Annotated in this window: 12 protein-coding genes and 1 pseudogene; 4 read left to right on the top strand and 9 right to left on the bottom strand. The window is 76.3% G+C overall.

Translation table 11 applies throughout. From position 1 onward, the window contains the following. Positions 1-7: 7 nt before the first annotated feature. Together gpt and ADEH_RS05155 are read right to left on the bottom strand one after the other, a co-directional pair. Complete coding sequence (gene gpt, locus ADEH_RS05150) at positions 8-574, bottom strand: xanthine phosphoribosyltransferase (RefSeq protein WP_011420064.1); 567 nt, start codon at positions 572-574, stop codon at positions 8-10. A 79-nt stretch (positions 575-653) separates the two neighbouring features. Continuing rightward, positions 654-1,025 carry a YciI family protein gene (locus tag ADEH_RS05155; protein ID WP_011420065.1) on the bottom strand — a complete coding sequence of 124 codons (372 nt, stop codon included), beginning with the start codon at positions 1,023-1,025 and terminating at the stop codon, positions 654-656. Here ADEH_RS05155 and ADEH_RS23740 point away from each other — a divergent pair. After that, a pseudogene (locus ADEH_RS23740) lies at positions 1,024-1,332 on the top strand (hypothetical protein); the annotation flags it as partial. The gene ADEH_RS05155 and the pseudogene ADEH_RS23740 sit on opposite strands and share 2 nt — an antisense overlap. 16 nt (positions 1,333-1,348) lie before the next feature. Here ADEH_RS23740 and ADEH_RS22980 read toward each other — a convergent pair. Further along, positions 1,349-1,849 (bottom strand): hypothetical protein, encoded by a 501-nt coding sequence (locus ADEH_RS22980; RefSeq protein ID WP_011420066.1) that lies wholly within the window; start codon positions 1,847-1,849, stop codon positions 1,349-1,351. Between the two features lie 210 nt (positions 1,850-2,059). Here ADEH_RS22980 and ADEH_RS05165 point away from each other — a divergent pair, with 210 nt between their 5' ends. Next, positions 2,060-3,415: a hypothetical protein gene (locus tag ADEH_RS05165; RefSeq protein ID WP_011420067.1), complete on the top strand. Its 1,356-nt coding sequence runs from the start codon at positions 2,060-2,062 to the stop codon at positions 3,413-3,415. 12 nt (positions 3,416-3,427) lie between these two features. On the opposite strand, the gene ADEH_RS05170 is transcribed toward ADEH_RS05165, so the two are convergent. Together ADEH_RS05170 and ADEH_RS05175 are read right to left on the bottom strand one after the other, a co-directional pair. After that, entirely contained in the window at positions 3,428-4,093 is a 666-nt protein-coding gene (locus ADEH_RS05170; protein ID WP_011420068.1) for a dihydrofolate reductase family protein, read from the bottom strand. 185 nt (positions 4,094-4,278) lie between these two features. After that, entirely contained in the window at positions 4,279-5,940 is a 1,662-nt protein-coding gene (locus tag ADEH_RS05175; RefSeq protein WP_041453331.1) for an HNH endonuclease signature motif containing protein, read from the bottom strand. Between the two features lie 191 nt (positions 5,941-6,131). Here ADEH_RS05175 and ADEH_RS05180 point away from each other — a divergent pair, with 191 nt between their 5' ends. Continuing rightward, on the top strand, positions 6,132-7,004 hold the full coding sequence (locus ADEH_RS05180; RefSeq protein ID WP_011420070.1) for a type I restriction enzyme HsdR N-terminal domain-containing protein: 873 nt from the start codon (positions 6,132-6,134) through the stop codon (positions 7,002-7,004). 27 nt (positions 7,005-7,031) lie between these two features. Here ADEH_RS05180 and ADEH_RS05185 read toward each other — a convergent pair whose 3' ends face one another. Continuing rightward, complete coding sequence (locus ADEH_RS05185) at positions 7,032-7,769, bottom strand: helix-turn-helix transcriptional regulator (protein WP_011420071.1); 738 nt, start codon at positions 7,767-7,769, stop codon at positions 7,032-7,034. A 93-nt stretch (positions 7,770-7,862) separates the two neighbouring features. Between ADEH_RS05185 and ADEH_RS05190 the strand changes: the two genes are divergently transcribed. Further along, positions 7,863-8,726 (top strand): NAD(P)H-binding protein, encoded by an 864-nt coding sequence (locus ADEH_RS05190; RefSeq protein ID WP_041453332.1) that lies wholly within the window; start codon positions 7,863-7,865, stop codon positions 8,724-8,726. A gap of 20 nt (positions 8,727-8,746) precedes the next feature. Here ADEH_RS05190 and ADEH_RS05195 read toward each other — a convergent pair whose 3' ends face one another. The 3 genes from ADEH_RS05195 to ADEH_RS05205 all read right to left on the bottom strand — a co-directional run bounded on the left by ADEH_RS05195 (position 8,747) and on the right by ADEH_RS05205 (position 13,524). After that, entirely contained in the window at positions 8,747-10,507 is a 1,761-nt protein-coding gene (locus ADEH_RS05195) for a thiamine pyrophosphate-binding protein (RefSeq protein ID WP_011420073.1), read from the bottom strand. A gap of 180 nt (positions 10,508-10,687) precedes the next feature. Continuing rightward, positions 10,688-12,757: a GNAT family N-acetyltransferase gene (locus ADEH_RS05200; RefSeq protein ID WP_011420074.1), complete on the bottom strand. Its 2,070-nt coding sequence runs from the start codon at positions 12,755-12,757 to the stop codon at positions 10,688-10,690. Beyond that, positions 12,748-13,524, bottom strand: coding sequence for a PIG-L deacetylase family protein (locus tag ADEH_RS05205; RefSeq protein WP_041453333.1), 777 nt, complete (start codon positions 13,522-13,524; stop codon positions 12,748-12,750). Before ADEH_RS05205 ends, ADEH_RS05200 begins: the two co-directional genes overlap by 10 nt. Positions 13,525-13,628: the final 104 nt, after the last annotated feature.

Below are 13,628 nucleotides of genomic sequence, written 5' to 3' on the forward strand. Positions count from 1 at the left end.
GGGTCCCCTAGTCCTTCGCGCCGCGCTGGCGGATCGGCGAGACGAACCGGTAGTCGATGTCCCACGGGAAGTAGATCCACTTCTCCTGGCGGAACTCCTTCACGAACGTGTCCACCACCGGGCGGCCGAGCGGCTTCGCGTACAGCGTGGCGAAGTGCGCCTTCGGCAGCTTCTCGCGCACGGCGGCCGCGGTCCGGCCCGTGTCCACCAGGTCGTCGATGAGCAGCCAGCCCTCGCCGTCGCCCGGGACCGTCTTCAGCCACTGCAGCTCGCCCTGCTTCGCCTCCGCGCCGCCCGTCTCGGCGGCGCCGTAGCTGACCACGCAGACCGTGTCGATGAGGCGGATGTCGAGCTCGCGCGCCACCAGCGCCGCCGGCACGAGGCCGCCGCGGGTGATGGCGATGATGCCCTTCCAGTCGCCGAGCTCGTGCAGCACGCGCGACAGGTAGCGCGCGTCGCGGTGCAGCTCGGGCCAGGAGATGACGATCTCGTCCTGGTACGGGCCGGGCCCGGATCCAGCGTGGACCTCACCCTCCCCGCCGCCGGGAGGGCCCTTCGTCGCGTCTGCCGCCATGGCACCTTGTACTGGAAGGGGCTGACGCAGGGGAGGGGGAATTCACCTCCCCGGATCTCCTAGGGATTTCGGGTCGGCGCTACGGCGCGGGCTCGTACTCCTCGATCGGCCGCACCTCGCACTCCCCCTCGAACCCGGGCCAGTGCTTCCGGTGCAGCTCCATGAACTCCGTCGCCACGCGAAGCGCCTCGGCGCGCGTCGCGGTCTTGATGACCGCCCAGCCGCCGATGACCTCCTTCGCCTCGGAGAACGGGCCGTCGGTCACGGCGAGCTTGCCATTCGCCAGGCGCACCCGGAAGCCGTCCTTGCTGGGCAGCAGGCCGCCCGTGTCCGCGAGCACGCCGTCCTTGAACGAGCGCTCGATGAACTGGCCCATGGCCTCCATGAGCGCCTGCGGCGGCGGTGCGGCGCGGTACGACTCGGAGCTTCGCATGAACGTCAGGTACTTCATGGCAGGGCACCTCCGGTGTTGGTCTGGCCTGGCGACGAACGAGCCCGGGCCGGATCGACATGACGCTCCACGAGGGCGCGATCCAGGTGCCGAGGCGTTTGCGGCCCGTGCGGGGCAGCGCTCGCGGCGGGGCAGGGCCGAGCACGCCGGCGCGCTCGAGCTGCGGCCCAGCGACGCCTACGCCATCCCGCCCCGCCGCCTGCGCGCCACCGACGGGCCGGTGGAGGCGATCGCGGCGCAGGTGGGCTACGCCGACGCGACGCACTTCATCCGCCAGCTCCGGCGCGTGCACGGCCGGACCCCGGCGCAGTGGCGGCGGGCGATCAGCCCGGGTCGCCGCCTGGGGCGGCGGCCAGGTACGCCGCGTAGGCGTCGCGGTACCACGGACGGAGCGCCTCCGGCGGGATCCCGCGGCGGGAGAGGCTCGGGTGGAACCGCGCCAGCTCGGCGAGATCCTCCGGCGAGCCCGGCGCCGGCGCGCGGTCCGCGAGGCCCCGCTTCGTGGACAGCCGGGTGCTCACGGCGACGTTGATCTCGTCGCGGGTGGGCGGCGTGCCGTCGTCGTGATCCGGGAGCCACCAGCACGGCCGCGCCTGCACGAGCGAGAGGTAGAGCCCCTGGGCCGCCTGCGCGAGGTCGGCCGGGCCGCCGCCGTCCCCGCCGTCTGCCTCCCACCAGGCGCGGCTCGCCGGGCTCTGCTGGCGCGCCGCGAGCAGCGCGTCGTAGTCGGCCTGCGAGAACCACGGGTACAGCTGGAGCAGCTCGGGGTGATCCGAGAGCGCGAAGCTCGGCGTGGTGGTCTCCGTCGCGACCTCGTCGGTCATTCGCGGCGCCCCGGGCCGGAGCTTAGGTCGCCCGAGGGAGCGAGGCCACCTCCCGGCGCGCGGTGCGTCGCTGCGGCGCAGGCGGCGCCGCGGGCGCGGGCGCACCTCGGCGGCGGAGCGCGCGGGCGCAGGGCGCGTCCGGCGGTCGCACCCCGGCATCCGCGGCGCCGCGCGCGCACGGCCCGGTACGATCGCACGGGAGGGTGTGCCATGGCCCGCTCGCTCGTGGTCCGTCGGACCCGGCGCTGCCTGCTCGCCGCCGGGATGGCGCTCGCCGCGCTCGCCGGAGGCCCGGCCGCGGCGCAGCCAGGGATGCGGGTCGTCTACGACAAGGTCGAGACGGTCACGAACACGGCCTCCGGCTCGCCCGAGGGGAAGGTCACGCGGAGCACGCTCACGGTGCGGCTCGCGCCCGCCGCGCTCGCGGTCCGCGACGGGGACGCCGAGCAGGTCTTCGACTTCCGCTCCGCCCGGGCGCTGCTCCTCGACCACGCCGGCCGGACGGCGAGCGAGCTCTCGCTGTACGCGCTGCCCGCATTCCGGGAGCGCGAGCTCGAGAACCGCAGGGCGCTGGCCCGGATGCTGGCGGTGATGGATCGCGCGCCGGACCTGGCCGACGCCGAGGCGGAGCTGGGGATGCGGATGGACCCGCCGGCCAGGGCGAAGGTGAAGGAGCGGCGCCGCGACGGCGCGCGCGTCTTCTCCGTCAACGATCGCCAGGTGACGTCGTTCGTGGCGGCGGAGCGGACGGTGCCGCCCGAGCTGGTGGCCGCGGTTTCGCGGCTCTACCTGTACGGCGCGGCGCTGCACCCGCTGGTCCGGGCGGAGCTGCTGAAGGAGCCCCGGCTGCCGTCCCGCCTCGAGTTCTCGTGGCAGCTCGTGCAGGAGCGGACCACGGTGGCCTGGACGCTGCGCGAGATCGCGGACGAGCCGTTCGATGCGCGCGCGGCGCGGGCGCCGTATCCGTCCAAGCCCCTCCGGGACGAGGGCGTCGTCGCGCTCGCGTGTCGCGTCCGCGCGGGGGAAGCAGGCACCCCGCCCGCGGCCGCGAGCTACCTCGAGCGCGCCGAGCGGCTCCTCGGCGAGGGGCGCGGCTTCGAGGCGTTCCTGGTCGCGTTCGAGTCCCGGCTCGCCGGCGCGGAGGCGCCGGACGCCTTGCTGCGGAGGTGCGGCGACGCGGCGCGCGGCGACGCCCGCATGCAGGCGCTGGCGCGGTCGATGGAGCTCGAGGCGAAGGATCCGAAGGGCGCGCTCGCCCTGCTCCTGCCGCTGGAGGCGGACGGCCTCGAGGGTGGGGAGGTGCTGCACGTGCTCCGCGCGAACCAGCACCTCAGGGTCGGGGACGGCGACGCCGCGCTGAAGGCGTTCACGCGCGCGCTCGCCGCCAGCCCGTTCCTGCTCGGCGCCTGGATGGACGCCGGCCAGCTCTTCGCGGACGGCTACGACACGCCCTCGGCCTGGACGTGCTGGGACGCCGCGCGCGCCATCGCCCCCGGGCACCCGATGCTGAAGCGCGTGGACGAGCTCGAGGCCTCGCTGCGCCGGCGGCGGCCCGAGTACTTCTAGCGCCGGCCGCGCTCAGCGCCGCGCGCCCGGGGGCTGCGGCTCGTCGAAGTGGCGCGTCTCCTGGCCCACCTCCACCTCGCCGTAGCGCAGCCGCCCCTCGCGCTCGTAGACGTGCAGCACCGCGCCCGGCGCGGTCTGCTGGCTCTCCACCAGGCGGAACGCGAGCGGGAGGGCGCCGTCGCCGAACAGGCGCTTGCCGGTGCCGAGCACGACCGGGAACTGCCAGATGCGCAGCGCGTCCACGAGGTCGTGGCGGAGCAGGGTCTGCAGCAGGTCGAAGCTGCCGTGCACCTGGAGCTCCCCGCCGTCCTGTGCCTTCAGCCTCGCGACGTCCCCCGCGACGTCGCCGCCCAGCAGGTGCGAGCCGTTCCAGCGCAGCTCCGTCAGCGTGCGCGACGCGACGTACTTCGGGCGGCCGTTGAGCGCCGCCGCGGCCTCGTCTGCCGGGTCGGTCGCGTTCGGCCAGGAGGCGGCGAACATCTCGTACGTCTTGCGCCCCAGCACGAAGGCGCCGGCGCGCTTCGTCCACTCGGCCATGAGCCGGCCGAACGTCTCGTCGAAGTACGGCACCAGCCAGCCGCCGTGCCGGAACCCGCCGTCGCGATCCTCGTCCGGACCCCCCGGTGCCTGGACCACGCCGTCCAGTGTCGTGAACGCGCCCGCGATCAGCTTTCGCATGGTCCCGCTCCTTTCGAGGTCGAGGCTCCATAGCCGGGCCGCGGACGCGGTGCACCGAGCGTCCACCCTGATACCCGGAGCGGTAGGTCCGCCGGCGGGTGGACGAGCCTGTACCGCGCGTGATGTGCAAGCCTCGACCCATTGCGGCTGGACGCCGGTCCGCGACGCGGCCGGAAGGCCCCCACTCAGCCCCCCGCCATCCCGCTGAACGGCGCGCCACCGAGCAGCCAGGTGAGCCCGTCCGGCGCGCGCCCGAAGACGGTCAGGTAGCCGCCGTGGACGCAGCGGAGGTGGTGGAACGCGCAGAGCGCCACCTGGTTCTCCGCCTCGTCGCCGCCGCCCTGTGAGCGGAACAGCACGTGGTGCGCGTGCGCCGCGCGGTGGCTGCAGCCCGGGACCTGGCACCAGCCCAGGTCTCGCTCGCGCACCTGCTCCGAGCGGCTCCGCGAGCCCTTCAGCGCGTGGTCCCACTGCCCCAGGAAGTGCGCGCCCAGGATGGCGAGGCACGATCCGGCCGGCACGAGGCGCCCCACCCGCTTCCGGACCGTCTCGAAGGCCGCTGAGAGGAGCACCGCCACCCGGCGGGGCAGCGGGACCGAGACCTTCCGCTGCGCACGCAGCTGCCGCTCCCGCTCGCCCTCGACCGCGCGCCGGAGCGCCACGCAGGTCAGCGCCTTCGCCCGCGGGATCCACGGCGCGATCTCGTCGTCGGGAAGCTGCGCCAGGATCCGGCGCCGCTCATAGGAGACCCCCTGCCGGCGCGCCTCGCGGAGCCCGGCCGACCGCGCCAGCCGCTCCTCGTGCTCGGCCCGCTGCTCCACCGTGCGGGGCGGCAGTCGCAGGCGCTCCTCCACGTAATGGCGAAAGCTCGAGAACCCGAGGCGCAGGTGCATGCCGCTGCGGCGGATCGCGTACGCGCAAGCGCCGATGACCTCCTCCAAGGTGGCGCGCGCCGCCGCGAGCTCGCGCAGGGTCCGGTCGATCTCCTGCGCCGACGCGCCGTCGTCGAAGCGCACCTCCGGCGCCGGCCAGTCCTCGACCGGCTCGAGGAGCGGCCAGCGCTCCGGCTCGGACTCGAGCGCCGCGCGACGCGATCGCTCGCCCGCCGGCGCCGGTCGCAGTTCCGGTCCCAGCGGCCGGATCCCGTCGTGATCGCCGTCCGTCGAGAACTCCGCCAGGTACTCCTGCGCCAGCGCCTCCAGCCGCTCGGACCGGGTGGAGCCCGGCATGATCCGCCCCGCCGCCTCCAGCGCGGCGTCCACCACGATCCGCTCGGCCTCGGGCAGCTGCGTGCGCAACGTCACCCACGCCTCGTCCGCGTCCTCGGGTCCGCCGCTCCCCGCCCTACGCACCGCATCCTCCAGCTCGCGGACCGTCTGCCGGGCCGCGCGCTCCACCCAGAACGCCTCCGCGTCGCCGGTCGCCACCGCGAGCACCGTCTCCGCCGCGCGGAGCCCCACCCGCCCCGACCGCAGCGCCTCGCGCAGCCGCGGGCGGGCGGGCAGCTCCGTCCCCAGCCGCGCCAGGCCCTCCGCCGCGCGCTTGCCGATCCCGAGGACCTCGCGCGCGTAGTCGTCGAGGTGGAACCCGAGGGACGCGAGCCGCTCGCCGTGGCGGAGCGCCGCCAGCCCCTCGGCGATGGCGACGTCGATCGCGCCGCGCCCCCGCGACGCCCACGCCAGCATCCGCTCGAGCTCGTCCGCCTCCGGCTCGCCACCCCGGAACCAGCGGTCCAGCTCGGCCGGGCTGTACGGAAGCAGCTCGCGGAGCGGCACGAGCGCGTGCTCCGCCGCCGCGGTGCCCGGCAGGTCCGCGGCCCCGAGGCCAGCGAAAGGAGCGCCGTCCATGCGCGAACTGTCGCACGCGCGTCTGACACTCATCGTCAAGGCAGTCGAGTGCAATTCGACACTCGCTGGCCCGGATGGAGCAACGCAGAGGTCGCACCACCCGTGTCACACGCATCGCCCTCGACGTTCCACGCCATGAGGTCTCCCAGTCACGCCGTGCACAGGATCTCGTGAAGGTGGAGGAAGCGCGAATGGACAAGCAGACCGCGAATCAGCTCGCCCGCTTCGCCACGGCGTTCCGTGAGGCGCGGGAGCGGGGTGCGAACGAGAGCGACACCGTCATGTACCTGGTGAAGTTCTTCGAGGAGGTCCTCGGCTTCGACAGCCTCAAGGGCGAGATCTCGAAGGAGCTCGCCATCAAGGACCGCTACTGCGACGTCGCCCTGAAGCTGGACGGGACGGTGCGGTTGCTCGTCGAGGCCAAGGCCGCAGGCCTCAAGGCGCTCGCGGACAAGCACATCGAGCAGGCGGAGAACTACGCGTCCCGCGCCGGGATCCCCTGGGTCGTGCTCACGAACGGCATCGAGTGGCGCCTCTACCACCTGACGTTCGCGGCAGGCGAGGGCATCGTCCACGACCTCGCCTTCGAGGCGGACCTCGTCGAGGGACTGGAGAAGGATGCCGACGGGCTCTGGTCGAAGCTCTCGCTCCTGTCGCGTGACTCGATGCGGAGAGACGAGCTGGAGGCGTTCTGGGCGCAGAAGAAGGTGCTCTCCGCGGCGTCGGTCGTGCGCGTCCTGTTCCATGAGGACGTCCTCCGGGACGTGCGCCGCCTGCTGCGCAAGGACGCCGAGGCGATGCTGGACCTGGAGGACGTGTTCCGGGCGGTCCGCGACATCATCTCGAAGGAGGCGCTCGCCGAGGCCGGCGATCTGGGCATCACCAAGCGGCGCAAGAAGCGACGCAAGGTCCAGAAGACCGACGCTGCAACGGGGCAGACCGTGACCGAGGAGGTGGACGACGATGAGCCGGAGTCGGCGGCCCCGTCCACGACGCCTGGCGACGAGCCAGCAACTGCCGAGCTTCGCGCCGCGGATGCGCCATCGGGGGGCACGCCCACCTGAGCCGATGTCACCGGGTGCTCATGCCGCTCACCGCCGCGCCCGGAGCGGCTCCCAGGGCACGTCCGGCGGGAGCAGCGCCTCGACCACGCGCGAGTCGGGGCGGAACGTGAGCGCCGGGCGCAGCGCGGGCCCGGAGATCCGGTCCATCCGGAAGATCCGGGGCAGGCCGGTGTCCACGTCGCGGCCGAGCAGGTACCAGACCGGCGCCATGATGGAGAGCCCGTGCGGCTCGACCTGGCGCGCCGTCGCGCGCCCGTTCCGATCCCGGTAGCGGAAGCCGAGCGCGACGCCGCGGCGGACCGCCTCCTCGAACAGGCGCAACAGCTCGGGCGCGACCGGTGCGAGCCCCTCCCGCACCCGCTCGCTCGCCCTCGGCCCGACGAAGACGCGGCCGCAGAGGTCCCGGAGCTCGCGGGCGCGCGGCGACGGGAGCGACGCGAGCAGGCGGGTGAGGGCGTCCTCCGCGCGCCGGCCCCAGGGCACCTCCGCGACCGCGCGCGCCAGGCGGGCGCCGAGCCACAGCGCGACGATCTCCGGCACGCCGAGGTGGACGGCGACGACGCCGCGCGCGCCCTCCAGGCGAATGCCACCGCCAGGCCCGGCCTGGCCGGTGATCGGCATCCCGCGGTCCCGCAGCAGCGCCAGGTCGCGCCGCACCGTGCGCGCGCTCACCCCGAGCCCCACGGCCAGCTCGTCCACGGTGGTCTCGGCGGACGCGCGGAGCCGATCGGCGAGGTCCAGGAGGCGGGCGGCGCGGACGGGCATGGCGGGGCTCGACGAGGGGTGTCACGGATAGAATGAGGACGGATTCCGACAGGGATGAGCGGTACCCGAGGGACCATTTCCACGTCCACCCCGATGTTCATCGCCCTCGGCGCCACCGGGCGCGTCGGCTCGGCGGTCGCGATCGCGCTCCTCGACGGCGGCGAGCAGGTCACGGTCGTCACCCGGGATCCGCGCCGGGCCGAGCCCTTCGCCCGCCGCAGCGCCGCGGTGGCCGTCGCGGACGTCCGCGACGCGGACGCGCTCCGGGCCGTGCTCCGGCGCGGGCGGCGCGCGTTCCTCCTCATGCCGCCCGCCGATCCGGCCGGCGACACCGTGGTCGAGGAGCGGCGCGCGATGCAGGCCATTGCGCGGGCCGTGGACGGCGCGGGGCTGGAGAAGGTGGTGGTGCTGTCCACGTACGGCGCGCAGCCCGGCGAGGCGCTGGGCGATCTCGGCGTGCTCCACGCGCTCGAGCAGGCGGTCGCGGGGACGGGCGTGCCCACCTGCGTGGTCCGCGGCGCCTACTTCATGAGCAACTGGGACTTCGCGCTCGAGCTGGCGCGGGGAGAGGGCGTCGTCCCGTCGTTGTTCCCGCCCGACCTCGCGCTGCCCATGGTCGCGCCCGCCGACCTCGGGCGCGCCGCCGCGCGCTGGCTCGTCGCGGAGGGGGAACACGCCGGCGTGCATCACGTCGAAGGTCCGGCCGCGTACTCCGCCGCGGACGTCGCCCGCGCTGCCTCCGCCGCGCTCGGTCGCGACGTCCGGGTGGTCGAGACCCCGCGCGCGCGGTGGGTCGAGACGTTTCGGGCGCTGGGCTTCTCGCCCTCCTCCGCGGACTCCTACGCGCGGATGACCGCGACGGTGGTGGACGGCGCGTACGAGCGGCCGGAGGCGCCGGAGCGGGGGCCCACCACGCTCGCCGAGTACGTCGCGCGACGCGTGCGGCGGGGGGCCTGAGGACGCCAACCTCCGCCCGGCTACATCGAGATCGATCCCTTCCGGAATTCGCTCCGGCGCAGGTGGACGTTGATGCAGACCGGCCGGCCGGCGCGCGCCGTCTCGCGCGCGCGATCGAGGGTCTCGTCGATCCGGTCGTCCCGGGTGAGCAGCAGGCCCACGCCGCCGTAGCCCTCGGCCACGCGGTGGTAGTCGCAGCGCGCGAGCACGGTGCCGACGTCGTCGCCCAGCATGTCCACCTGCTCCCGGGCGATCTGCTGCCAGGAGCCGTCGTTCCCGACGACCGCGATGGGCGCGAGGCCGTGGCGCGCGAACGTGTCGAACTCGGCGAGGCTGTAGGCGCACGAGCCGTCGCCGTAGAGCAGCCACACCTCGCGCCCGGGCCGGGCGAGCGCGGCCGCGGTCGCGAAGCCGCCGCCGACGCCGAGCGTCCCGAACACGCCGGGGTCGAGCCAGGCGAGCGGTGCGCGGGGGCGGAGCGTGTACGCGGCGGTCGCGACGAAGTCGCCGCCGTCCACCACCAGCGCCGCGTCCTCGGCCATCTTCTCCTCGAGCCGGAGCAGGAAGCGCAGCGGGTTCACCAGCTCGCCGGCCGCCTCCGCGCCGGCGGCGATCTCGCGGTCGCGCGCCGCCTCCCGCTCGCGGAGCGCGCCGAACCAGGCCTCGCGCGCCTGCGGCTTGCCGGCCTTCGCGGCGAGCGCCACCAGGAACTCCCCGGGGTGCATCTCCACGGAGACGTCGGGGCTGCGGTTCTTGCGGAGCTCCGCCGCGGAGAGGTTCGCCGCCCCGATGAACGCGCCGCGCCCGAAGCCGCGGCCGTAGCCGAGGCGGAAGTCGAACGGGAACCCGGCCACGACGACGACGTCCGCCTCCTTCAGCGCCCGGCCGCGCGCGTGGCGGAACTGGAGGGCGTCCCGCCGGCCCAGCAGGCCGCGGGCCATGCCGCCGAGGTAGACCGGGACGCCCAGGGCGCGCACCGAGGCCGCGAGGCGCCCGGGGTCCTGGCAGCCGGCGAGCGCCTGGCTGCCGAGGATCAGCACGGGGCGCTCGGCGCGCGAGAGCCGCGCCGCGATCCGCTCGACGCCTCCCGAGGTGCCGCGCCGCAGGTCGATCCGCTCCGCGATCCGCGCCGGCAGGCCCTCGAGCGACGGCAGCGCGGGCGCCCGGAACTGCCGCGCGAGGTGCGCCTCCAGGTAGAGCCGCATCGCGGTGCCGGCGACCCCGCCCACCCGGTCCGCGCCCGACTCGCGCCGGTAGAGGTCGCGGACGAGCGCCTCGTCGTAGAGCAGGTCCACCGGCACCTCGACGAACACCGGCCCGGGCACGCCGCCCTGCGCCAGCGCGAGGGCGCGCTCGAGGGTGGGGCGAAGGGCGCCGACGGTGGTGACGCGCGTGGCCCACTTGGCGATGGGGCGCATGAGCGCGAGCTGGTCGATGTCCTGCAGCGCGCCGCGGCCACGAAGGAGCGTCGCGGTCGCGCCGCCGAGGAGCACCACCGGCGACTGCGCCAGCCGCGCGTTCTCGAGCGCGGTGACGGCGTTCGTGACCCCCGGGCCGGCCGTGACCGCGGCGACGCCGGGCCGGCCGGTGAGGCGCGCCATGGCGTCGGCCGCGAACACCGCGTTCGCCTCGTCGCGCACGTCCACCACGCGCAGCCCGAGCCGCTTGCACTCCACGAGGATGGGCGAGATGTGGCCGCCGCACAGCGTGAAGAGGTGGCCCACGCCGGCGCGCTGCAGCGCCGCCGCGATCACCGCGCCTCCGTTCCTGGCGTCCGCCATGGATCCTCCGGGCCGCGGGCTCCGCGGCGCCACACGTCTCGCGGCCGACGCTACCATCCGCGCGGGAGGAGAGGGGGCCCGCGACGGGGCGCCGGGGCGGGAGGGGCACCTGCGTCCTGGCTTCCGCGCGCGGCGGCGCCGTCCACGGCACGCCGCGCCGGCCGCTCACGCCCAGCCGTCTCAGTAGACGGGCGCGCCGGCCGCCGCCGGCTCGGCGACGGCCGCGCCGCGGTGCGCGACCGGCAGCACGGCCCGCCAGGCCGGCCGGTCGCGGGCGCCCCACGCGTACTTGTACGGCTCCGGGCCGCGGAGGAAGTCGAGCTCGCGGGCGCCCTCGGCGATGGCCGAGGCCGCGGCGTGCGCGATGATGACCGCGCCCGGGCTCGCGGCGCGCCGAGCGGGATCGAAGCCGCCGAGGTAGTACCAGGCGCGGCCGCGATCGACGAAGCCGTGGAACGCCGCGGCCGGGCGGCCGTCCACCCACAGCACGTGCAGCCGGAGCAGGCCGCGCGCGAGCATCCCGCGGGCGACCTCCACGTGGAAGCGCCGGACCGCTTCGGCGGCGAGCACGCCCCGCTGCCCGCGCGCGCCCCAGCGCGCCGCGTGCAGCGAGAACAGCGCCTCGAGGTGGCGTTCGAGATCGCCGGCGACCGCCGTGGTGACGCTCGCCCCCGCGCGCGCGAGCCGGCGCCGCCCGTACCGCACGTTCTCCGCGAGCCGCGGCGCGAGGCACCCGTCGAGCGCGTCCGGCCGTGCCGGGAGCGCCAGCACCGGGCAGACGCCGTCCTGCACCGGCCGCGGGGCGTCGCGCCGGCGGGCCAGCGCCGACCCGAGGAGCGAGCCGTCCGGGAGGTGTTCGAGGAGCAGGGCGTCCGCGCCGCGGGAGGCCTCCAGCAGCGCGTCGAGCAGCGTCGGGCCGTCCGGGCCGTCGGCGGGATCCGCGACGGCGTCCTGGTAGTCCGAGACGCCGGCGCCGAGCAGCGTGGCCACCCGCCGGCCGGCGTCCTCGTAGTGCACGAACGGCGCGATCGCGACGAGCCGGCCGCCGCGGCGGGCCACCAGCGCCCGCGGGCTCGGGACGCCGAACGCGCGGCACCAGGGGAGGAGCCACTCGGGCCGCTGGAACGGGGTGGCGGCGGCGCGGTCGCACAGCCCGGACCACTCGCCGCGCAGCGCCTCCAGCGCGGCGACGCCGGTCACCGCCTCGAGCCGTGGGGCGCGGGGCCGCCGCCGGGCGAGGCCCTCCACGAGCCCCACCCACCGCCTGCCGGACTCCGCCGCCGAGAACCGCCGCTCGGCCGCGGCCCGGCAGTCCGCGCCCGACAGCCGCGCGGCCTCCCGCATGGCCGGCCCGAGCTCGTCGTCGCGGTCCACCAGGAACCCGGTGCGCCCGTCCTCGACGATCTCCGGCAGCGCGCCGACCCTGCGCGCGACCACGGGCGTGCCCGAGGCGAGCGCCTCCATGGCCACGAGCGACGAGGTCTCCGGCGCGAGGCTCGGGACGACCACGCACCGCGCGGCGCGGAGCAGGCGCGCCTTCTCGGCGCGGCCGACGGGGCCCAGCAGGCGCCGGTCGCGGTCGAGGAGCGGCCTCACCTCCTCCTCCAGGTAGCGGAGGTGCTCGGGGTAGGGGAACGCGATCCCGCCGACGAGCAGCGGCAGCCCGGCCGCGCGCGCCGCCGCGAGCGCCGGCGCGACGCCCTTCTCCGGGCAGATCCGCGCCAGCACCAGCGCGAACGCGGCCCGGTCGCCGCCCGGCCGGTAGGTGTCGAGCGGGACGCCGTTCGGGATCACCTCGTGCGCGCGCACGCCCGCGGGCAGCGCGCGCGCCTGCGACTCCGAGACGCACACGAGCGGCGCGCCGGCCCGGAGCGCCGCCTCGGGGTAGCAGGCGGGGTGGAGGTGCAGCGCGACCACCGGCGGCGGGCCCACCGGGAGCACCGCCGCGAGGCCGAGGCCGTGCAGGTGGACGAGATCGACCCGCTCCGCGGCGAGCGCGCGGTGGATCGCGTCGCGGTGCGCCTGCTCGGCCCGGGCGCGCGCGCCGGCGTCGAACGGGCCGGGCGGCGCGTCGGTCGCGACGAGCTGGCCGTCGATCTCGGAGCCTCGCGGCGCGACCACGATCGAGCGGTGGCCGCGCCGCGCGAGCGCGCCGGCGACGAGCGCGAGCACCTGCTCGGCGCCGCCGACCGCGTCCGGGCCCACCGGCGGGGCGAGCGCGTAGGAGACCCCGAGGACCGTCAGCGCCACGCGGCCTCCTCGAGGCCGAGCGCGGCCGCCGCCCGCCGGGCGCGCGCGGCGAGCGCGTCGAACGTCGCCCAGCCCATCGCCTCGTAGTGAAGCGCGCCCGGGTGCGGACGCCGGCGGGGGTCGAGCGGCGGCGCCGTCCGGAACCGCTCGACCTCCGTCCGGAAGGGCGCCAGCGTCTCGCGCTGGCTCGCGTACGCCGCGAGCATCCTGCGCTTCGCCTCCCGCGCGCCGGGCCCGAGCCGCCGGACGCGCTCGGCGGCGGGCGACGGCAGGAACGCGCCGGTGACGACCTCGCCGTCCGGGCCCCGGTGATAGCTCGTCATCTCCGCGAGCGCGGGGGCGCCGCCGGGCGTCCGGGCGAGCAGCGCAATCGCCGCGCGCCCCGCGAGCGCCGTCGCGTCGTGATCCGGGTGGCCGCCCTCGAACGCGTGCGTGACGACGAGCCGCGGCCGGAGCGACCGGAGCAGCGCCGCCAGCTCCCTCGCCACGGTGTCGATGGCCTCGCTCGCCTCCTGGTCCACGACGCCGAGCCCGATCACGTCCGACGCGCGGAGCCCCGCCTCGCCCAGCGCGGCGAGCGCCTCGTCGCGGCGCAGCCGGGCGTGGTCGTCGCGGGTACGCGCAGGGCCGCTCGCCCGGAGCGCCGGATCCCGCGGCGCGCCGTCCGTCACGTGGACGACCGCCGCCCGGTGGCGCAGGAGCAGGCTCGCCGCGCCGATCGTCTCGTCGTCCGGGTGGGCGGCGATCACGACGAGCAGCGGGTGCATGGGTGCAGGAACTCTCGTCACGCCCGCGGGCCACCGCCAAGGTCCGGGGGCGGGGGCAGGCGGCTGCCGGCCGCGCCGTGGCGACGCCTGCCGTCCGTCGGCGT

Source organism: Anaeromyxobacter dehalogenans 2CP-C, assembly GCF_000013385.1.
GTDB classification, from domain to species: domain Bacteria; phylum Myxococcota; class Myxococcia; order Myxococcales; family Anaeromyxobacteraceae; genus Anaeromyxobacter; species Anaeromyxobacter dehalogenans_B.

Coding starts and splice junctions, on each gene's coding strand:
- ADEH_RS05165 (WP_011420067.1), top strand. CDS start 2,060: ATGGCCCGCTCGCTCGTGGTCCGTCGGACCCGGCGCTGCCTGCTCGCC.
- ADEH_RS05195 (WP_011420073.1), bottom strand. CDS start 10,507: ATGGCGGACGCCAGGAACGGAGGCGCGGTGATCGCGGCGGCGCTGCAG.
- ADEH_RS22980 (WP_011420066.1), bottom strand. CDS start 1,849: ATGACCGACGAGGTCGCGACGGAGACCACCACGCCGAGCTTCGCGCTC.
- ADEH_RS05205 (WP_041453333.1), bottom strand. CDS start 13,524: ATGCACCCGCTGCTCGTCGTGATCGCCGCCCACCCGGACGACGAGACG.
- ADEH_RS05155 (WP_011420065.1), bottom strand. CDS start 1,025: ATGAAGTACCTGACGTTCATGCGAAGCTCCGAGTCGTACCGCGCCGCA.
- ADEH_RS05180 (WP_011420070.1), top strand. CDS start 6,132: ATGGACAAGCAGACCGCGAATCAGCTCGCCCGCTTCGCCACGGCGTTC.
- gpt (WP_011420064.1), bottom strand. CDS start 574: ATGGCGGCAGACGCGACGAAGGGCCCTCCCGGCGGCGGGGAGGGTGAG.
- ADEH_RS05190 (WP_041453332.1), top strand. CDS start 7,863: ATGTTCATCGCCCTCGGCGCCACCGGGCGCGTCGGCTCGGCGGTCGCG.
- ADEH_RS05175 (WP_041453331.1), bottom strand. CDS start 5,940: ATGGACGGCGCTCCTTTCGCTGGCCTCGGGGCCGCGGACCTGCCGGGC.
- ADEH_RS05185 (WP_011420071.1), bottom strand. CDS start 7,769: ATGCCCGTCCGCGCCGCCCGCCTCCTGGACCTCGCCGATCGGCTCCGC.
- ADEH_RS05170 (WP_011420068.1), bottom strand. CDS start 4,093: ATGCGAAAGCTGATCGCGGGCGCGTTCACGACACTGGACGGCGTGGTC.